At 57.5% G+C, this 19882-nt stretch carries 17 protein-coding genes and 1 pseudogene; 10 read left to right on the top strand and 8 right to left on the bottom strand.

Annotated elements, in window-relative coordinates:
* Positions 1-531 precede the first annotated feature (531 nt).
* Together G7025_RS23965 and tspO are read right to left on the bottom strand one after the other, a co-directional pair.
* The gene (locus G7025_RS23965; RefSeq protein ID WP_181081498.1) at positions 532-1476 is read right to left on the bottom strand and encodes an alpha/beta hydrolase; all 945 of its coding nucleotides are present in this window, start codon (positions 1474-1476) and stop codon (positions 532-534) included.
* A complete protein-coding gene (gene tspO / locus G7025_RS23960) occupies positions 1476-1916 on the bottom strand; it encodes a tryptophan-rich sensory protein TspO (RefSeq protein WP_034099216.1) in 441 nt (146 codons plus the stop codon). Before tspO ends, G7025_RS23965 begins: the two co-directional genes overlap by 1 nt.
* Positions 1917-2108: 192 nt before the next feature.
* On the opposite strand from tspO, the gene chrA reads away from it, so the two are divergent.
* Complete coding sequence (gene chrA / locus G7025_RS23955; RefSeq protein ID WP_308811983.1) at positions 2109-3302, top strand: chromate efflux transporter; 1194 nt, start codon at positions 2109-2111, stop codon at positions 3300-3302.
* On the opposite strand, the gene G7025_RS23950 is transcribed toward chrA, so the two are convergent.
* Positions 3291-3863, bottom strand: a complete 573-nt coding sequence (locus G7025_RS23950) for a nucleotidyltransferase family protein (RefSeq protein ID WP_181081496.1) — start codon at positions 3861-3863, stop codon at positions 3291-3293. The two genes, chrA and G7025_RS23950, sit on opposite strands and share 12 nt — an antisense overlap.
* Before the next feature lie 133 nt (positions 3864-3996).
* Here G7025_RS23950 and G7025_RS23945 point away from each other — a divergent pair, with 133 nt between their 5' ends.
* Positions 3997-4599: a hypothetical protein gene (locus G7025_RS23945; RefSeq protein ID WP_181081495.1), complete on the top strand. Its 603-nt coding sequence runs from the start codon at positions 3997-3999 to the stop codon at positions 4597-4599.
* A 366-nt stretch (positions 4600-4965) separates the two neighbouring features.
* Complete coding sequence (locus tag G7025_RS23940) at positions 4966-5196, top strand: DUF6124 family protein (RefSeq protein WP_034136847.1); 231 nt, start codon at positions 4966-4968, stop codon at positions 5194-5196.
* On the opposite strand, the gene G7025_RS23935 is transcribed toward G7025_RS23940, so the two are convergent.
* Both G7025_RS23935 and G7025_RS23930 read right to left on the bottom strand, forming a co-directional pair.
* Complete coding sequence (locus G7025_RS23935) at positions 5193-5426, bottom strand: hypothetical protein (protein WP_181081494.1); 234 nt, start codon at positions 5424-5426, stop codon at positions 5193-5195. The genes G7025_RS23940 and G7025_RS23935 overlap by 4 nt on opposite strands.
* Before the next feature lie 132 nt (positions 5427-5558).
* Positions 5559-5858 carry a hypothetical protein gene (locus tag G7025_RS23930; protein WP_094066784.1) on the bottom strand — a complete coding sequence of 100 codons (300 nt, stop codon included), beginning with the start codon at positions 5856-5858 and terminating at the stop codon, positions 5559-5561.
* Positions 5859-6431: 573 nt separating this feature from the next.
* Between G7025_RS23930 and G7025_RS23925 the strand changes: the two genes are divergently transcribed.
* The 7 genes and pseudogenes from G7025_RS23925 to G7025_RS23895 all read left to right on the top strand — a co-directional run bounded on the left by G7025_RS23925 (position 6432) and on the right by G7025_RS23895 (position 17306).
* Entirely contained in the window at positions 6432-8069 is a 1638-nt protein-coding gene (locus tag G7025_RS23925; RefSeq protein WP_181081493.1) for a restriction endonuclease, read from the top strand.
* A gap of 443 nt (positions 8070-8512) precedes the next feature.
* Positions 8513-12304, top strand: coding sequence for a hypothetical protein (locus G7025_RS23920; RefSeq protein ID WP_181081492.1), 3792 nt, complete (start codon positions 8513-8515; stop codon positions 12302-12304).
* A gap of 224 nt (positions 12305-12528) precedes the next feature.
* The gene (locus G7025_RS23915) at positions 12529-13089 is read left to right on the top strand and encodes a Crp/Fnr family transcriptional regulator (protein ID WP_181081491.1); all 561 of its coding nucleotides are present in this window, start codon (positions 12529-12531) and stop codon (positions 13087-13089) included.
* 169 nt (positions 13090-13258) lie between these two features.
* Positions 13259-14194, top strand: coding sequence for an SDR family NAD(P)-dependent oxidoreductase (locus G7025_RS23910; protein WP_181081490.1), 936 nt, complete (start codon positions 13259-13261; stop codon positions 14192-14194).
* A gap of 563 nt (positions 14195-14757) precedes the next feature.
* A pseudogene (locus tag G7025_RS26895) lies at positions 14758-14892 on the top strand (GNAT family N-acetyltransferase); the annotation flags it as partial.
* A 186-nt stretch (positions 14893-15078) separates the two neighbouring features.
* Positions 15079-16131 (top strand): DUF1176 domain-containing protein, encoded by a 1053-nt coding sequence (locus G7025_RS23900; protein WP_181081488.1) that lies wholly within the window; start codon positions 15079-15081, stop codon positions 16129-16131.
* Positions 16132-16436: 305 nt separating this feature from the next.
* Positions 16437-17306: an AraC family transcriptional regulator gene (locus tag G7025_RS23895; protein ID WP_181081487.1), complete on the top strand. Its 870-nt coding sequence runs from the start codon at positions 16437-16439 to the stop codon at positions 17304-17306.
* 8 nt (positions 17307-17314) lie between these two features.
* On the opposite strand, the gene G7025_RS23890 is transcribed toward G7025_RS23895, so the two are convergent.
* The 3 genes from G7025_RS23890 to G7025_RS23880 are packed head-to-tail and all read right to left on the bottom strand — an operon-like array spanning position 17315 to position 19777.
* On the bottom strand, positions 17315-17980 hold the full coding sequence (locus G7025_RS23890) for a hypothetical protein (RefSeq protein WP_258197729.1): 666 nt from the start codon (positions 17978-17980) through the stop codon (positions 17315-17317).
* A 3-nt stretch (positions 17981-17983) separates the two neighbouring features.
* Entirely contained in the window at positions 17984-19345 is a 1362-nt protein-coding gene (locus G7025_RS23885) for a M48 family metallopeptidase (protein ID WP_258197728.1), read from the bottom strand.
* A gap of 3 nt (positions 19346-19348) precedes the next feature.
* Positions 19349-19777, bottom strand: coding sequence for a hypothetical protein (locus G7025_RS23880; RefSeq protein ID WP_181081486.1), 429 nt, complete (start codon positions 19775-19777; stop codon positions 19349-19351).
* Positions 19778-19882 lie beyond the last annotated feature (105 nt).

Genomic DNA, 19882 nt, shown 5'->3' with positions numbered 1-19882 from the left:
CACAAAAAACCGCTCATCACGTCACGTCGACGTGGGGCGGATTCTGGGGGTTGCTCTATATGGTTGGTGGGTAGGCTTGTTGTGGTGAGCGGGCTTGTCGAATCGTCGCACCGCCCGCGCTGGGCTGCGAAGCGGCCCCAAACCCAGGCACCTCGGAGTGTCAGATGAAACCACATTGTCTGGAGTGGGGCCGCTTCGCGGCCCAGCGCAGGACAAGCCTGCTCACCACAAAAAACCGCTCATCACATCACGTCGACGTGGGGCGGATTCTGGGGATTGCTCTATATGGTTGGTGGATAGGCTTGTTGTGGTGAGCGGGCTTGTCGAATCGTCGCACCGCCCGCGCTGGGCTGCGAAGCGGCCCCAAACCCAGGCACCTCGGCGTGTCAGATGAAACCACATTGTCTGGAGTGGGGCTGCTTCGCAGCCCAACGCAGGGCAAGCCTGCTCACCACAAAAAACCGCTCATCACATCACGTCGACTCACCACGAAAAGAGTCGTCAGGCCCACTATCGATGTGATGCGCGGTGTTAGAGCGAAGACTGTTCCCTAGTGAGGCAACCGCTGATCCACTGTCGGCTATACGCCAATACCGCATCCGCCATGCCCACCGGAAAGTGAATAAACCCGTGGGCCGATTCCGGCAGCAAGTGCGCCTGCGCCTGCGGCCAGCGTTCGGCGAGCAACCGCGTGTCGTCCAGCAGCGGGTCCAGCTCGCCGACGAACATCAAGGCCGGCGGCATTCCCTCCACATCACCGTACAAAGGCGATAAAGGTGGCTGCCGACGCTGGTCATCGCTCAGCCCCGGCGTCAGCAGGCGCAAGGCGTCCACCATCCCTGGCCCGTCCAGCAGCAACGTATCGGGGCCTGCCGCCCGCACGCTGGGGCTGCCGGTGAGGTCGTACACGCCGTAATACAGCACCGCGCCGCTGATCCGTTCGAGCAGCGCCGGCCATTGTTTCAATGCAAGCAGCGTCGCGGCCGCCAGGTGCCCGCCGGCCGATTCCCCGACGACAATCACCGGCAACCCGGCAAACTCCGGCTCACCGAGCAGCCAACGCACGGCGGCCAGGCAGTCCTGCATCAAGCCCTGGACCGGTGTGTCGACCGCCAACCGATAGTCCACCGACACCACGGTCACGTCGCAGGCGCGCACCATGCCCAGGTTGAGGTCGTCGTCCATTTGCGCATTGCCGATCACCCAGCCGCCACCGTGAATATCCAGTACCACGCCTTTGGGCGGGCCGCTGGGACGCAGGATGCGCACCGGCACCTGCATGCCGTCCTGGCGGATCAAGCGGGTTTCAGCGGCTGGGCCTTTCTTGATTTTCTGGCTGATGCGCAACAACGTCTGCAACACGCGCGGCGTGACGCGATTGCGGATCTTGAAGCGCGGCATCCACCCCAGTTTCTGGTTGAAGCGGCGCATCTGGGCCAGTTCGGTCGCACTGGCGGGCCATGGCTGCAGGGCCATCAGCGGTTATTACGCAGGATCGAAAAATTCAACGCCGCCGCTACACACAGCCACGCCAGGTACGGGAACAGCATCAAGCCGGTGAGCAGGTCCAGGCGCACGGCCAGCACCACCATCGCGGCGACAGTAAGCCAGAGCAGCACGATAATCACCATGCCCGCCAACAGCCGGTGGGCGCCGAAAAACACCGGGGTCCACAAGGTATTCAAGGCAATCTGCGCCGCCCACAGCGCCAATACCATCTGGCTGCCGGGGATCAGGCTCAAGCGATAACCGGCCCAGGCCAGCAGCAGATAGATGATCGTCCACGCCACCGGAAACAACCAATTGGGCGGTGTGAAGCTCGGTTTAACCAGAGAGTCGTACCATGCGCCGGGCTTGAAAATAATGCCGGTACTGGCGGCGGCGGCGCAGGCGAGCAGGAAGATAAAGAAGGTCATCGTCGGTCCTTGGCTGAGGTCAGCGGGGCGAGTGGAAAGAAAACCAAGCGGTCTGCATGCTTCAAATGACTCAAGCAGGCGCGCATAAATTCAATGCGGGTCGGAAATTCGCGTCGGATCGCGCGCTTTCAGCCGTCATTAAAATTGAGTACCGTGCCTTCAACCCGCCATCCCGAGAGCCCACGCTTGACCATTCCCATCAGCGATCGACACAGCAGCCCCTGGGCGGTGTTCCTGATTTTCCTGCGCCTGGGGCTCACCTCGTTCGGCGGCCCTATTGCGCACCTGGGGTATTTTCGCGAGGAGTTCGTGACCCGGCGACGCTGGCTGAGCGAGCGCAGCTATGCCGAACTGGTCGCCCTGTGCCAGTTCCTGCCCGGCCCGGCCAGCAGCCAGGTCGGCATCGCCCTGGGCCTGACCCGCGCCGGTTACGGCGGCGCGGCGGCGGCGTGGGCCGGGTTTACGTTGCCGTCGGCGCTGCTGCTGATCCTGTTTGCCTTGGGCTTGGCCCACTACGGTACGGCCGTGCCCGCCGGTGTGCTGCATGGCCTCAAGGTGGTCGCGGTGGCGGTGGTCGCCCAAGCCGTGTGGGGCATGGCGCGCAACCTGTGCCGGGGCGTAACGCGGGTGCTGCTGATGCTGCTCGCGGCCGCAGCAGTACTGTGGCAACCCTCGGCGTGGGCGCAGGTGGGCGTGATTGCCGCCGCTGGATTGGCCGGTCTGGTGCTATTCAAACCTGCACTGGCCACTGAACCCGACGCACTGCCCATCCCCCTCAGCCGACGCGCCGGGGCCTTGTGGTTACTGCTGTTTGCCGTGCTGCTGGTGGGCCTGCCGGCGCTGGCGCATGGGCTGCCCCATCACAGCCTGGCGCTGATGGACGCCTTCTACCGCAGCGGCGCCTTGGTGTTCGGCGGCGGTCATGTGGTGCTGCCGTTGTTGCAAGCTGAAGTGGTGGCGCCGCAATGGCTGAGCAATGACGTCTTCCTCGCCGGCTACGGTGCCGCACAAGCCGTGCCGGGGCCGCTCTTCACCTTCGCGGCCTTCCTGGGTGCCTCAATGAACCAAGCCCCCAGCGGCTGGCTGGGCGGCGTGGTGTGCCTGCTGGCGATCTTCGCGCCATCTTTCTTGCTGATCTTCGGCGCCCTGCCCTTCTGGCAAAGCCTGCGCCACAGCCCACGCACCCAGGCCGCGTTGGCGGGGGTCAACGCGGCGGTGGTTGGCCTGTTGCTGGCGGCGCTGTACCACCCGGTGTGGACCAGCGCGATCTTCAACCTGTACGACGTCGCCCTGGCAGTCCTCGCGCTCGTCGCACTGATGGTCTGCAAACTGCCGCCGTGGCTGGTGGTGGCTGGCTGCGCCGCCTTGGGTGGCCTACTCGGCTGAACCGGGCGCGACGATCCTGAGCCAGGGCCAGCGCGCCTGATAACTGAGGGCCTTTTGCGCAAACAACGCGGGTTCCGAGTGCAGCGGGTTGATGCGCAGTACGCCCTCGGCCACATCCTGCAACCCGTAAGGTGCATACAACTCACCCGTCGCCACCTCCAAAGCGATGCAGGTGCCGGCGACCAGGTAACGATCCACGCCGTCGCGGGCCGAATGCAACTGGGGGTAAGGTCGACCAAAACGTTGGCCGTACCACAGGTGAACCCGCGCCTGATTCCTGACCTCGACATTCACCCCCAAGTCCTTGAACAACGCCTGCGCCGCGCGAATCACCGCGTCTTCAGCTTCGTAGGACAGGTCTGGGTCGAAGTAAAAAACGTCGTAGTCCTTCACCCCCTGATCGGCCGGTCGATTCGCCTGATGGTTCCACACCGCCTGGAACAGGCAGCCCGCCGTGAGCATGCACTGCGCCACACCCAGGTCGGGCAGGCGCGCGGTGATTTCTACGTTAAGCGGGTTGGCCATGGCCAGGGAAAGGAAAGTGTCGACAGTCAATGTCATGGGCGCTCCTGCGGACGGCGGTGCTTATTCAGGCGAAGGCGGCCACAATAATGCACCGCTGTAAATGGCGGAAACATTTACTCAACGTGACAGTCTCAGTGCCGACCCGCCCTCAATCGTCAAGGATAAAACGATGCGACTCAACGCCATGGCCCTCGCCGCCAGCGCCCTGCTGCTCACCGCCTGCAGCGACAGCCCGTCCGACACGGACATTCAAACGGCGCTCCAACCCCAGCTGCAAGGCCCTGCCTGCGTCAGCGCGCCAATGTTCAAAAGCTTCCCGGTCACCTTGAGCGAAGGCTTCAGCGCCGCCGTTTCCAGCGGCAACGCACCGGCGTTCGACGCCCTGGTCGACGCCGGCCTATTGGCCAAAAGCGACAAAACCTACAGCCTCACCGAAGCCGGTCGCACGGCCTACACCGAACAAGCACCGGGCTTCTGCTATTCCAAAGGCTACGAAATCGCCAAGATCAAGGACATCAGCCCCAACCCCGACCCAATGGGCGCCGCCGTGGACAAATCCTGGGTGGTCACCCTAGATATCCGCCAGATGCCCATGGCCGCCTGGGCCAAAACCCCGGCCCTGGCAAAACTCACGCGCCACCCGGAAAACCTTTCCGAAGCGCCCAAGACCTACCATGTGACGGTCGGCCGCGTGAAAGGTGAACAGGGCCTCAAGCTGATCGACCCCAGGTTTTCCATCATGCGCGGTGTCAGCGTCAGCCAGGGGTTCTGATCGGAGCATGTGGACGGTGTTGGCGAAAATCGTCTGAAGGCAAAATCCGAATACCCTGCGACGCCTTGCTCCCTTGCCTACGCCTGCGTCAGAATCCGCCGGCTTGTGCGCTGGGGTGGCCGTCTCTAAGGTTGCCCGGTCGCTGAATTTCTCAGGGATCGGGTTTAGTAGCCCACGATTCAACCTAACGATTGCATAAGCATCATCTGTCAGACGCTCCGGCGTCTGTGCTTGATGGCGGCTGTGCGCAGGGCACCTCCGGGTGCGCCGGTTTTGTTAGGTTCCACCGGTCTACTAACCTGCGTACAGCTGCCTCCCTTTTGTTTAGTAGCGAACGGGAAGCGGCCTCGAGCAAGGAACTTAACCATGGTTATCGATTCAACCACCCTCTTCAGCGTCACCCCCGACGCCAGCACCGAAAGCCTCATCACCAACAGCTACGAAACCTTCACCAGCGTCAGCACACTGCTGCTCGACCTGTCCGAAGACCTCAGCGGCAAACACCGCGACATCGCCCTGGCCATCCACCAACTGAGCGAACTCGGCGTACTGCTCACCGCCCGCCTCCTCGACCGCGAAGCGCCCTGCTCGGCTTAACCTTTCAACTCATCCGCCCGATGGCTCGCCGCGTCGTCGTAAGCCACATACAACGACTCGGCGACCTGGCTCTTGATCGCTTTGCTGGCTTCCAGCCCAAGCACAAACCCTTCGGCTTTACCCCCGGCGCGGTTGAGTTCTTCATGGGTGGCGGCGCCGGTAATGGCGTCAAGAAGCTTGGCGGCATGCGGGCCGACGCCTTTAGGGAGGGAAATATGCTCGATGGACATTGCGGTACCTATTGAGGAAAAGAACGGTAGCGCGTGGAACCACTGCCGGGGCGTGCATGGTAGACCGATTGCAGGCGTGATGGGCCGGTTTCGGCCATGACCGGCCCGCCCACTTGCTCAGCGGCAGCGCGATTACTGATAAGTGTCCGCCTCTTGCGCCGGATAAAACTCGCCCTCCTTGCCCATCTTTACCAGCCGTTCGCGCACGATCACCTCAACACGGGCCACCGCAGCCTGATCGTCAGGATCGACCAGTTGCAAGCACAGGCGCCGAACATTCTGATCGTGGGTGCCCTCACTGAGCATCTCGTGGGTGAACACTTGCTCACCACGCCATAGACACAGCTGCGTATGCGTGTCGCCGAGCCAGATCTCGTTGACCGATCTGAGGTCAGTGGTCGCCAGTTGGTCCACGGTGATTGTCTTATCCATTACGCCGTACCTTACCGATGAATAGGTACAGGTAGACTGAAAGGCACAGCGGGTCGTTCCACGCATCGGCGGGTCGACCGGACCTATGGTGTTGAACTGCGGTCTGGTTCAGGGTTGAACGGGCAGCAATTGCAGGGGCAAGGAAGAAGAGTCCAGGGGAACCAACACTGACTTGATAGGTTGACTCACAAAGGGCCGTATGCAGATATAGCTCTTTGTGACGGGCAGAAATCGGCCGATTGTGTTGAAAAAGTCGCCTTGCCCAAACGCTCGAATACTGATGGGTGAAAAGACCTCTTTTGCACGCTGCTACGTGAAATCTGAGTCCTGAACCTACTGCCAAAAATTCAGATTTCATTCTCAGGCGCGTACTTTTCCGCTGTGGAATTATCATTCGACTTTTTCAACAGAATCGGCCAGAAGCGGACATCGGCTAGCAATCGCTGTCGGCTAAAAGCGGTCACCTCAAACTGAAAAAATTGATTTTTGGTACGCAACCCGAAACGTCCAACTCCGTATTCAGCGAGGATTATCTTTTGATACCATCATGCCACTAGTAAGGAGGCGGCATGTATGGCAAAGCGAAGTGGATTCGAGAAAGTAATCCGAGCAATTGCCCGGGAGACAGCGAAACAGCAGAGGCTGAATGAGTCAGAGCGCCGTGCAGTTGTCCGTGCAGCTGATCGTGCTGAACGCCAGCAGCTCAGAGCGCATGCGATTCGCGAGCGTGAACGGGTTCGATATGATCGCGAATCTGAGCGAGCTGCAAAACAAAATTACTTGGAGTTTCGCGAGCAGGAAGTCCGCGACGGAAACGCAACCACTCTATTTTGGATAGAAGGATTGCAATCCATTTTGTCGGCAGCATTGATGGTGGATGATACTGTTACATTCGACTCCCTTCGAGTCACTGACAAACCGCCCCCCTTTACTCCAGCGAAAGCGTTGACTACTACTGTCGCGGGGCCTTCACAGGAGTTCTTCACCTCGAAGGTTGCTCCGTTGCCCTGGTATCTTTCGTTTATACCAAAATTCAAAGTCCAACATGCTGATAAGCTGAGGGCCGCATTAGAACAATTCAACGCAAGTGAAGAAGAATGTAGAGCTCAGAATATGCAGCGTCTGGAAGCGCTGGAAAGCGCGCGGAATATCTATGACGACGGTTTGTCCGCGCTCCTTGAAAAAAAGGCACTCCGCGACTCCGAAGTCGATGCGTTCCGTTACTCCTACTATGAAGGAGACCCGGAGTCGATTATTGCTTATTGCAGCATGGTTCTTGAAAAATCTGATTATCCAGAAGGCTTTCCGCAGAATTTTTCTTTGGCCTTCGTGCCTGAATCAAAACAACTTGTAGTCGAATACGAGCTGCCTACATCGGAGATCATTCCTGAAGTTTCAGAGTACCGCTACGTAAAGTCCAAGGACGAGGTCACTACTAAGCAACGCAAACCCGCAGAAATCAAATCTTTATATTCCGATCTTGTCGCAAGTATTGCACTCAGGTGTATCCATGAGCTTTATGAGGCAGACCAAGGAGAGTTTATAGAGGTATGTTGTTTCAACGGCTACGTAAATACTATCGATCCTGCGACCGGACTTGGTGTGCAGCCACATCTCGTATCAGTACGAGCTACCCGTGAAACGTTTACGAAAATCGATCTTGCACGCGTTGATCGTTCCATTTGCCTTAAAAATCTCGGTGCGCATGTTTCGCGATCACCTAGCGAGGCACAACCGATCAGACCAATAATTGAATTCAACATGGTCGACAAGCGCTTTGTTGATCAACAAGATCTTGCGTCTCAACTCAGCTCAGCCACAAATCTTATGGATTTGAACCCCTATGAGTTTGAAGCGCTCGTAGCGAATTTGTTTGGAAAAATGGGATTGGAGTCAAAACTCACTAGATCCTCCCGCGATGGAGGAGTCGATTGTATTGCGTACGACCCTCGTCCGATTTTAGGTGGAAAGGTGGTTATCCAAGCAAAGCGGTATAAACACACCGTCGGCGTCTCAGCAGTTCGTGACCTCTACGGAACGATGATGAATGAAGGTGCCAATAAGGGAATTTTGGTTACAACTAGCGGTTATGGTCCAGATGCATTCGAATTTGCTAAAGACAAGCCGATCGAGCTCATCGAAGGCGGAGGGCTACTCTTTCTCCTTCAAGAAATTGGAGTGGAAGCGCGAATTTTGATGCCTACGGAGTAAGTCGAACGGCTCAAATACTTTTTCACCCATAATGACCCGTGCGGCGTTCTTTCGAGCCCAAAGAGTCGAAGCAATTGTCAGCGTAAGTTTACTGGTCGCTTAGAGCTGTCCGATATCGACGTTTGCTTCAGACATCGGCAAGCGACCGCTGCCGTCATTGGATCCTAAAAAGCGACCGCTATCGGCCAAGAGCTGCCGGTCATCCATAACCGCATTGCTCCACCCTCGATGATCTTCACTGAAGGCAGTGGACCATGCGCATGAAGGAAGATCCTAACGAAGAAATGTCCGAGATCTATAGGTCACGCAGATGCTCAGTGCATCAGGCGTAGCAAACTCTGCGGACGATGCTGCCATGTGCCTTGGTGGATGGCATGATGACATGACTGCACCGTCATTGACGTGAGGTGCACAACATTCATGGACAAGACAAAGGACGGCAGATGGAAACTACATCGGATGTATCCCCTTCAATTGATATGAAAGCCTTTGAACAGCTTTTTGCCAAGCGGATGAGATGGGCATCACTCCACCTGCCCCTGTCTGAAGTAGAGAGTGTTGTTCCTGATTTATTGATGGATCTTAAGAAGTTTGAGCAAGGTACAAGCCTTGCCCTGCTGGCCGGACTGCTGACTCATCCCGATTACCAGTCAAATACATTGCGCTTGGAGTTGTTGGTCGCATTGGCTTTCGTGAATGCTCGTGGTGTGGAACAACCTGACCTGGTGGATGCCGCTAGGTGGTTTGAAATGATTGATCAGTCTGAGGCGACTTCGGGGGAGGATGCTGCTGAAGATGTCTTCGTGACCCTGGTTGCGGATGACCAGGAAGACTTTTTACTGCTCGAAGGCCTCTGGGAGAATGCAGGCTTCTACACCCAATGCTGCGTGGACCTGCTGTCAGGGATGCCTGACACGCCTCAATATAAACGTCTTCGCAAGGAGGTACGCGCATTGTTGGTAGTCGCGGATGAGGTCTGTAAGCAATCAGGCCTGACCCGGTATCAGACTGGTTCAGATAAGATCATGGCCCAGTTGATTGTTGAAGACCTACCTCAGGCGTTTGAACTCCAACGACGTGCCTTTTTAGGATTCGAGGCCCTAAGTTCAAGAGGCGTCCAACGTGAGGACCTGGAGCCTTTTTTCAATGTTGAAAAGGATTGCGAAGCGCTGCGAACACATGAGCCGGGACTCAGTCAGCTTGATCGCCAACCTCTGTTGGAAACGGCCGATGGACTTATCGCAATGTTGCCTACCGCGATATCGATCGCTCTGCGTGATCACGTGATCGCGTACGTGTTAGCGACCAGTCAGGTACAAAACTTCAACCGAAATTACGCCAAGCTGTTGAGCCGTAAGGTCTTCGAGACTCAGCTGTTCGGCACTTTTTCAGGATGTCCGGTGCATTGGCGCTCTTCAGGAGTCGATCAATATGCCAGCGCCTTGATTGAGTTCGACTACGGGCACGTTCTAGCAATGCACTTCATTTTGCCGTCAATAGCAACCCATCGAGATGGTGGGTTCAAATATACGGCGGCTCCACGTGACAGCATGACGCGAGATCTTGAAGTGGCCGTTGCGGCGACAATGGCCCAATCAAAGAAATCTTTCCATGCAGGTATCCACCTGTTCGTACTTTGCGGTTGGGGCAAAGGGATGGGCATTCAAATACCACGCATAGATGACTTGCGTTGGAAAACCGAAACAATTGCGCTCGCCGACCTGATTCGGCTAAGCGATCTTGATTCTATGGCGATGGGGCGATTCTGGCGCTTACAAACGTCCGTAGACACCCTGCAGCCAGCAGGGGTTGAAATCATGAACCTCAACGGTCTCGTGAATTTAATCGGCTGGGTCGAATTGAATGACGGGCACTTGATTCCCCATGCGCAGTTGGAAGAAGGGAGAATCAGCCCAGAATCGCCGCTGGTCATTTCTCCTCCTCTCAATCTCTTACGTGACGTCCGCGCGCGCGCGGACTATACGCGTGATTTTCATGTCCGAATGGATAGCAGTGGAGCGGCTCACTACTTGGAGCGCTTACAGAAAAAACCGTATTTCCCGAACTCCGCAGATTCACGCATCTATGTTTCCTTGACCGCGTTAAAGCAGGGTGAATTGGTTGCTGCGTGCCTGGGGAAACCCACGACTTGGGTACGCCTCGCTGCCCCTGCAGTCACTTCACGCGATTTGGTTTACCGGCTTTGGGAAATGCTTGTCGCACGCGTAGCCCGCATCGTCGATGCTACGGAAGAACTCGCATCTCTGTCCGCCACATACTCACTGTTATTTTGCTTTGAGGACTCACAAGAAGAGTTTGAGCGCTACGACGCTGAGGTCCCGCAAGACCTCGGTACCCTTATCCGTTTTCGAATCACGTCCGCTCACGAGGCAACCATTACCTTCTTGCCAGGTTATGTTCATGCATTTCAGAATCCGCAAAACATTGCTGAACGTATACTCAGCAAAATCACTATCCAGGCTTTAGCCGCGCTGGTAGCGAAAGCACCGATGAGCGCTGTTGCGAGCGATATTCTGGCTCGAGCCGTGCCGAATGATCGCGGCCGACATTTTCACCGCATGCATGCTCACGCCTTCACTGACTATGTACGGGACACACTACCGGCTAAACCTCTTGTTTGCGACGACATTGATAGCGCCACGTTACGGCTCGGCCTTGGTTGGACGGTTCACGAGGGATCCAATCACATCGAAGGGGACGCTGAATGCCGTGCATTCCTAAATGCCTTGGTCGATAAACGGGTCGAGCATGTGATGGCTCAACTGCAAACTCTGAATCGCTACAAGCTGACCAAACGCTTACTAATCAATCATGCGGTCGGAGAGGCTGACGAGCAGCATTGGAAACGAACATCCGCCGCAGTCCTTGGTTTGCATGGTGACACGCCTGCCACGCGCAGCACGGTCGTCGAAAAGCTCTCGGCCTTGGCGACTACGCAGATATGCAGCCGAATCCTGATTGAAATGGCCATCTGTGCATGCCCTTTAGGCGATGGCCGAATTCCCTCAAATCTGGAAATTGAAGCTCTTTTCGCCGAGATATCTCTGTTGAACCGCTTGGGTAGCTGGTCCGATGGAATTTACTACGGAGCTTTGGAGCCTCGACTGAAAATTTCGCCGCTAGGGGAAATCTTGCTGACCGACGCGTTCGCTGAAACTGTGGTAACACCTATGCTCAGTACAGTCATGGGCGACCGCTATGTTCGCTCAACGCCAGACCATGATCGGTATTATGCGGCTCCAGTGACCTTGGACTCCACGGCGAATCTTTTGGAGGATGAGTTCCTCCAAGCTTGGAAGAAGGAAATGGGGTTCACTATTGACGACGGCCGAAAAATGCTGGATGTGCTAGAAAATGATGGGATCGTCAAACAAGAGGCGGTGCTAATGATGACAAAAAGTCAATTACTAAACTTGCTGGGTAGCGCCGCTGACCAGCCAGCAGCGCTCCACTTCCTTGACCGCTTCGCCTTAGTCACGCGGGACTCTTGGAGTACGCCACCCAGTGGCTTCAAAGGGCGGGACATTCTGCCCTGGAGATTTGGCCGTCGTCTCTCAGTAGTAAGTCGTCCCATAGTCCAATTGGACCTCAACGACGATCCGACATATTTGGTTTTGCCTTCGCTCGTGCGTCGTGGCTTTTTTAACGTGCTCCGCGGCGCTCATGCCGGAACAATCGACCAGGACTTCTTCACCACCCCAGAGATGCGTGATGCATGGTGGGGCAAGGCCAACGAAGGTCACACATTCAATGCAGAGGTCGCAGAGATGCTCCGGTCTACCGGCTGGCAAGCGCTAGAAAACATCGAGCTTTCAGCGATTCTCAAACAAAAACTGGAACGCGCTTACGGAGATGTTGATGTGCTGGCTTGGCACAATGACCGCCCAGAGGTATTGGTCATCGAGTGCAAGGACCTTACCTTCCGCAGAAACTACTCGGAAATCGCTGCATTACTTTCGGATTACAAAGGGGCGCGAAAGAACGGTAAGCCAGACAAGCTACTGCGCCACCTCATGCGGGTAGACCGCCTTCAGCAAGGATTGACACAGCTAGGGCGCTATATCGGTATCGAGACCCCAAGGATCTGTTCATGCCTCATCGTAGGTGGCATCGTGCCTATGCAATTCGCCAAAGTTCCAGCACTTGAAAGTACTTTTGTAGGAGATTTGGAGACGCTTTTACAGCACCTCGATCATTCGAGCGCCAAGTTATAAGAAGCCCAAGATCTATCTCCTAAGAGCAGCCTCGTGTTATAGCTTCCAGTGAAAGATTATGCGTCGAACATGGGCGGGTATGGGCGCCCGCCTGACCTTATGGTCAATCTCAACGGCAGCTTTTGGCAGCTTTTGGCCGATTTCTGCCGTTCGTGACGGGCAGCAACCGGCCAGAAGCGGCCTGTCGACACCGGCGCCCCCATTCCTTGTGCGGTACTGCGTTCATGCAACTAGACACTGTCCTAGGCGACTTCTTCCTAACGTACGGCAAACACCTCCACATAGAGGCCAACCATGCCCTATTACGGTCGGGAGACTTCGCTAAAAACCTCTACCTCATCAAAGCTGGTGCAGTGCGGATCTGCGTGCGCGACGCAGAAGGAACGGATACCAGCGTCCAATTCTTTTTTGAGGGCGAGGTCGTAAGCTCTCTGGAGAGTCTGGTTAGCGGCTGTCCAAGCGAGTTGGAAATTATCACGATGGAAGCGTGCCACCTGTGCGTGCTAGACCGGGACACCGTTCTGGCGCACACCCTTTCGAAACCAATCTTGCAGACTCAGTTGCTGGCACTCACGCAGTTGCGACTGGTCGACTACATCAAGCTCTACACCAGTGCCATCTCGCAAACCCCTACAGAACGATATCTGGGCATGCTCTCCACTCAGCCAGATCGATTGGCAAGAATTCCCATGCACGTGCTTGCAGGTTATTTGGGGGTGACCCCAGTTCACTTGAGCCGAATTCGGCGAAAGCTGAAAGCGAGCGCAGACAAAACCGGCATCTGAACATATGTAAATGACAACATAACGCCAGAGAAGCACGATTGGCCTTCACCACTGCTCTGACCAATCTGCGGCAGCTAACGGGCTGATGTTTCGACATAGCCCGCTGCCCTTGGTTACCACAGTAGCGATGAGACTTTTCAAGCATCCATCCACTTCTGGAGGTATCTCGATGGCATTGAATTTACTGGCTGTACTGCAGATTTCCGGCGCAGCATTTCTGACTTGGGCATTAGTCAAGCTAGCACGCTGGCTTTGGATCTACCTCTGGCTACCAGCGCGATTCAACGGCGAATCTTTAGCCAAACGCTACGGTAAAGGAAGCTGGGCATTCATCACTGGTGCCAGCGACGGTTTGGGTAAAGCTTTCGCCCGCGAATTAGCCCACTGCGGCTTTAACCTGATCTTGGCAGCACGTACCCAGTCCAAACTTGATCGCCTCCAGAGCGAGTTGCAGGAGTTGGGGGTTCAAGTTAGAACTGTCGCGCTTGACCTGTCGGATTCGGCGCCACACACCTATCAAGCCCTGGCCGCCGCCGCAGAGGATGTTGATCTCTCGGTGCTGATCAACTGTGTAGGCACCACAGTACATCGGCGTTATGCGGATGTGCCGACTGCAACTCTACGCCGTTTGCTGGCTGTGAATGTCAGTACCACCGCTATCGTGACCCATACGTTGCTGCCTGGACTTCTCAGGCACAGCTCCTCGACAGGAAGACGTGCGGCGCTTCTGAACGTAGGCTCCATTGTGGGACGCTTTTATTGGCCGGGTACGCAGATCTATGGAGCCTGCAAGGCTTTCGTTGATCATCTCACTGTTCCGCTGGCATTTGAGTATTCAGATCAACTCGACGTTTTGTCCTTTCAGCCCACCGTCATGGCGACAGCTATGGCAGCAGGCACAGAACCAGCTGCCATTACCATTCCAGCAGAATTGGCTGCCAGCGCAGCGCTGTCTCATTTAGGCCACACACTCTCATCTCATGGCCACTGGCGACACGGTCTAATGGCAGCCCTTGTCACTATCCTTCCCGCCCGTGTACGAAATGCAGTGCTGCTCAGCGGAGCGTTGGAGATGGGGAGAGTTGAAATGGCCAAGGGCGAATAGGCCCTAGGCGTCGAGCGTCCCCTTTGCTTGCTTCTCGACAATGCACCCCAGACCCCAACAGCAGCTTTATGGCGGTAGCTGCTCTTCGCTAAGGGCCGCTATGGGGTCGATTTTTGCCGGTCACCACAGTCAGAAAGCGGTCAGAACCAGGCGACTCGCGCTGGCTTTTTTGCCGCATCAGTCACTGCTGTAAACCAGATGAGGGTAGTTACCGTCCTCGCCTTTCACCCATCGAAACGCAAGAAATCTGGTCATTGCTATCCAAGTAATACATCCCTTCCAAGAAGCCGACCATCGGCGTGAGCCCGAGTAATGGTTCAGACTCAAATGTGATAGGGAAAGAACTCCGTTTCGCTTCATCTGAGGCTTCATCCCAGGATGGGTTTAACAATTCCTGCCCAGAACGAAACAACTGTGCCGTCATTGAGGAACAGCGTGGGTTGTCGATGGTTAATATGTTCAATCAGACTCCAGTGCACGTATCCCAGATAGCGAGTGCCATCGGCACCGAAAAACTCGGCTCGCACGATCATCGCCAAGCCTACTTCCTCGACACAAGATCGATTAAAGTAAGTGCCCTCAAAGAAAGCGCCTGGAATCGTTTTTATACCCGATATGGTTTCCAGTTCGTCCAAAGCAGTGAGTTCGACAATTATTATGTCCGTCACAATCTTACGGTGAGCGGCCCAGCGTGTTAGTGGGTTGAAGGCAGAGGTCGGTGGCAGATCCCATTGTTTAAATGTGGTCGCACCCCGTTTGCATGCTTCTACTTGCAGCGCCGGTTGTTCAATGCGGCGATTCTGTTGTGACTGACGGCCATTCAATAGGTATCAGCAAAAAACTCTGTCTTAATAGGCGCTTACTTGTACAGAGGCGTCTGTCTGATGATACGTAGCATTTTCACATTCCTTTTGGCGGCAGGCATTGGCTGCGTTCATGCTGCCGAGAAAGTCCCGTTGGCGCGTGACATCAAGGACTGGATTATCGGCTGCGATAACACACGAACATGCACGGCGATCAGTGCCGTGCAGGAGCGCGATGACACGGGCTTTTCAACGTTCAGCATACGAGTCACACGTGAAGCCGGCCCGCAAGGCGCCTTGCATGTCGGGGTGTTCAGCTATACAGAAACCCGTGGCCAGCCAACACTTGATGACAAACCGCTGAAGTCTCAATTTGAACGTGGCGAACTGAAAGAAGGCGATACCCCCGAGGTTTATGCACTCAACGGTTCGTCAGCCCAAGCCCTGATCACAGAGTTGCGCAATGGGAACTACCTGGTGCTGCCGGTCAAGGAGGGCAAATCGTACGCATCGCTAAGCGGGATGAGTGCGGCGCTGTTGCTGATGGACTCGGTTCAGGGGCGGGTCGGCACGCAGGACGCATTGATCTCCAAGGGCCCGGCGCCCGCTAGCAGCGTGCCGTCAGCCCCTGCCGCTCCGATAGCGCCAATTTGGCAGGCACCTGCCGCGCTAACTGCGGACAAAGCAAAACAGATCGCGGATGCCGTGGTCGTTGCTACGCGCAAGGACTGGCAAGAAGATCTGAATGAAGACATCACGCCAAAAGCCAGCGCCTACGCCTTGAGTTCAGATCAAGCACTAGTGATCATCGAAACCGGCTGTGGGGGCTACAACTGCTTCTACAGTATTTACCAAGCACCCTTGGACCACCCAGAGCAGGCGCGCGCAGCGCTAATCGCCGAAGTGCCAAACCTGCCGGAACGAGAGCCCCAGGGCTTCGTAGAGTTTGATCCGGCCACGGGTGTACTTAGCAGTCAGGAAAGAGCGATGAGGATGGGCGGTTGTGGTACTACGCTGCGCTGGCGTTACGACGGTAGCGGTTTCACGCTCACGCATGCGGCTGAAATGATCCCTTGCATGGGGCTGGATCAGGCTTATTGGCCTGTGCTGTGGCGTAGCCAGGGAAGTCGCTGATACTGCGAATATCCCGCAAAGGAGGCCGCTTGGCGGCGATGTGCCGATATCTGCCAGCTACCAGATACACGGGCATTATTCAGGAAGCGAACAAGCGTGCTTAAGACTATGGGGGCAGACCACTAATAGCCCAGCGCAGGGCAAGCCTGCTCACCACAAAAACCTGGTGTTCTCAGGTTATGTTTTCACCGAACGCGTTGTGTAGAGCCTCTTACCCCAATCTCACCTTGAGCAAACCCGGCTAGGCACGCGCGCCCCGCTATAGTCGACTCTATCGCCGACCGCCCTTCCAGGAGTTTCTCCCAGTGTCCGAAACGCCGACCCAACTCGCCTACACCAAGCGCTTCAACGCCGTCCTCGCCTACATCCAGGCCAATCTCGAAGGGGACCTGTCGGTGAATACGTTGAGCCGGGTGGCGAATTTTTCGGCGTTTCACTTCCATCGACAGTTCACCGCGTTTGTCGGCGTGCCGGTGTCGCGTTATGTGCAACTGATGCGCCTGCGTCGTGCGGCCCATAGCCTGGCGACCGCTGCCGATTATTCGGTGCTGGAGGCCGCGCTCAGTGCCGGTTTCGATAGCCCGGAGGCATTCAGCCGGGCGTTCCGGCGGGCGTTCGGTATGGCGCCGAGTGCGTTCAGGAAAGCGCCGAACTGGCAGACCTGGAATGCGGTGTTCGCTATCCCTCACTTTTCCAGGACGATCATCATGCAATTACGCATTGTAGAATTCCCCGAAACCCAGGTGGCCGCGCTTGAGCATTGCGGGCCCGCCGGGCTGGTCAATCAGACGACCAGCCGATTTATCGAATGGCGCAAGCAGAGCGGCCAGTCGCCGGTGGCGTCGAGCCGCACGTTTGGCATTCCGTATAACAACCCCGATACCACCGCGCCGGAGGCGTTTCGCTTCGCCGTTTGTGGCGAGATTGACGCGGCGGTGGCACCAAACGAGTTTGGCGTACATGCGCGCGTCATTCCTGCCGGGCGCTGCGTGGTGGTGCGGCATGTGGGCTCGCCGGATCATATCGGCGAAACCATCTATCCGATTTACCGCGATTGGCTGCCTGCCAGCGGCGAGGAGCTTCGCGACCACCCGCTGTTCTTCCATTACCTGAGCGTCTACCCCGAGACGCCGCAGGATCAATGGCAGACCGATGTGTATGTGCCGCTGCGCTAGCGGACCGATCAAGCCCGCTGGGCCTCCTGGCGCAACGCATCGAGGTGACGTTGCGCATGGGCGGCCTGGCAATAGCCGTTGAGGATCTCTGCGATCTGGTCGCAGTCCAGGGTGCGGCCGTCCTGCATCAGGCCGGCGGACTGGATGCGGATCTGCGGCTGAGGCTTTTTCAGGGCCAGGGCCTGGTTGCCGAACAGCTGTCGCGCGGAGCGATGAACAGGCAGGGGCGCATCGGCACGCAAAATCAGTTTCTGCACCGTCAGCCAGCCTTCCTCACTGATGGAAACATCGACAATGTCCACCAGATCCACCGGCGCGCTGAGGGTGTCCACAAACAGCTGGCGGCGGGTCAGGCGCATAAAGGCGTGTTGCCCGGCGTTGCGGTGCTGCCACGTCAACAACACAAACAACACCGCCATCACTGCGGCACACACGCCCAGGCCGGTGGAACCCCGGTGGAGCGCGAACCCCAGCAAGCTCAGGGAAACCAGCAAAAACAGCGGGCCGCGCACCTTGTACCGGCGCGAGTTGGTGAATTCGGTCTGCTCGGGCACGCGCTGGATAACCTGCTCGAGTTCGGCGACCGCACGCTCGCGCTGAGCATCGCGGGAGTCGGCGTATTCCTGGCTGAGTGTGCTGGCCAGATCCGACAGCGGATCGGAGGGTTGGGTCATGGGTCATTCTCCTTGGGCGATGGATAGTGGCGGTGATAAGGGCTGCGCGGCAGGCGCGGACGACGCCTGGGTGAGCTGGCTGAACCAGTGGCGGTCGTGTTCGGTGGGCACGCGCGTGGCCTCGGCCAGCAGGGCGTCATCCAGCACCACGCCCAGTTGCTGCAGGCGCAGCACTGTCGGCGGGTGCGTATCGAAAGGGTGCGCAATGGCATGGTCCAGCGCCGCTTCGTTCAAGCGCAGCGGTGTGCGACGCAGGTGGTCGGCCAGGGCCTGGATCAGGTTGGGGTGACGCTCGCTGAGCAGCGTGTTGATTTCGGCGTCCAGCGCGATAACCCGTAGCAGCGCCTGGCAGAACAACCGCTCGCCACCGATGTTGCCGCCCACCCGATCCGCCAGCAGTTCCTGGGCGCGGCCCCAGTGGTGCACTGCCAGTTGAAAGTGGTGCAGGAAACGCTGCGTCATCCAGATCGCCGGGCGCTCGATCCACGCCGGGTCGGCATCCCCCGCACTGATAAACGAAAAGTGCACGCACATCAGGCTGAAATGCGCGCCGATTTCGCTGCCGCGCTCGGTGTCGCGACTGCTGAAATGCCCCAGCTCATGGCCGATGATCGACGCCGTCTCGGCCTGGCTCAGGGTTGAGAGGTAGGTCAGCGGCAGGTAAAGAGTACGCCCGGTGAGCAGATCACCGGCCGGTTGCAGCGCCACATCGACACTGGTGACAAAAAACGATTGGTCGATGCCCACCACGATATGGTCGGGCACCGGCGCGCCGGCGGTATGGGCCAGTTGTTCGATCCAGCCCCACAAGGCCGGGGCCTTGTCGCGCCCCATGGCTTGCCCCAGAAACGCCGAGGACGGCCGGTCCAGGGCGTGCCATTGCCGGCGCAACCGCTCGATCAGCAGGCACCCGACCCACAGCACCGCAATCACCGGCACCGCCACCAACAGCATGAACCAGCCGCCGGCCTTGAAGTGGCTCCAGCCCCAGCTCAATTCATATAGCAGGCTTACCGCCAGCGCGCCGACCAACAGCCCGGTGTAGGCCACCAACCACTGCCCCAGGGCACGCCAGCAGAGGAACAGGCGGTCGTAGAGAAAGTCCCTGGATTGCCGCGCGCGCCAGGCGTCCAGCCGCAGCTTCAGCCACGTCGCAGGCCCTGCCACCAACGCGGCGAGGGCCAGCCAATACGCCAACCCGGCCAGAGCCTGACGCACGCGGAGCCAGGCGTAGTCGCCGCCGATACCCTGCGCCTCGCGCAGCACTTCATCGGCGCGCCAGCTCTGCACACTGGCCCACCCCATCAGGGCCAGCGGCAGCAGCAGCATCGTCAGCGCCCATGACCACCGTCCGAATCGGCTCATTGCTCAATTGGCCTGCAGGTAGTCAGTCAGGAACGCCTGCGCATTGCCTTGGCTGGACAGGAATTCGTCATAGCCGACGTTCAACGCTTGAGCTTCGCCGGGCAAGTACAGCTCGCCCCAGCCCTGTTGCAGCACCAGCACCACAAACTTCTGGCCGTCCACGGTGGTGGAATAGCGGGTGTCCTTACCGGTCTTTTCCACGGCCATTTTCTGGATCTTCATGTTCCAGTCGTGGTCTACGCCCTCCACCTGCACCAGCGCCTGATTGTCGCTGCGTGCACCGATGCGCAGGGTCCAGACCTTCACACCGCCCTCGCCAGCGTAGGCCAGCACTTTTTCCGCGACTTCCGGGCGATTGTCAGCGTGGGCGATCCCCGCGAACACGGCCAGCACCAAGCCCAACAGGGCCGCCCATTTGCGATAAATCAACATCATCGGCTTCCTCGACAGTTCAAAGCCGACCATTGAAATCAACGCACAAGGCTCTGCCAAGCGGTGCGGCCGCTGCGCACAACAATAAGGCCGTGGCTCACAACA

The organism is Pseudomonas lurida (genome assembly GCF_013522705.1).
Taxonomy (GTDB): domain Bacteria; phylum Pseudomonadota; class Gammaproteobacteria; order Pseudomonadales; family Pseudomonadaceae; genus Aquipseudomonas; species Aquipseudomonas quebecensis.
The sequence above is the reverse complement of the archived record's forward strand: the minus strand, read 5'-3'. Positions and strand labels throughout refer to the sequence as shown.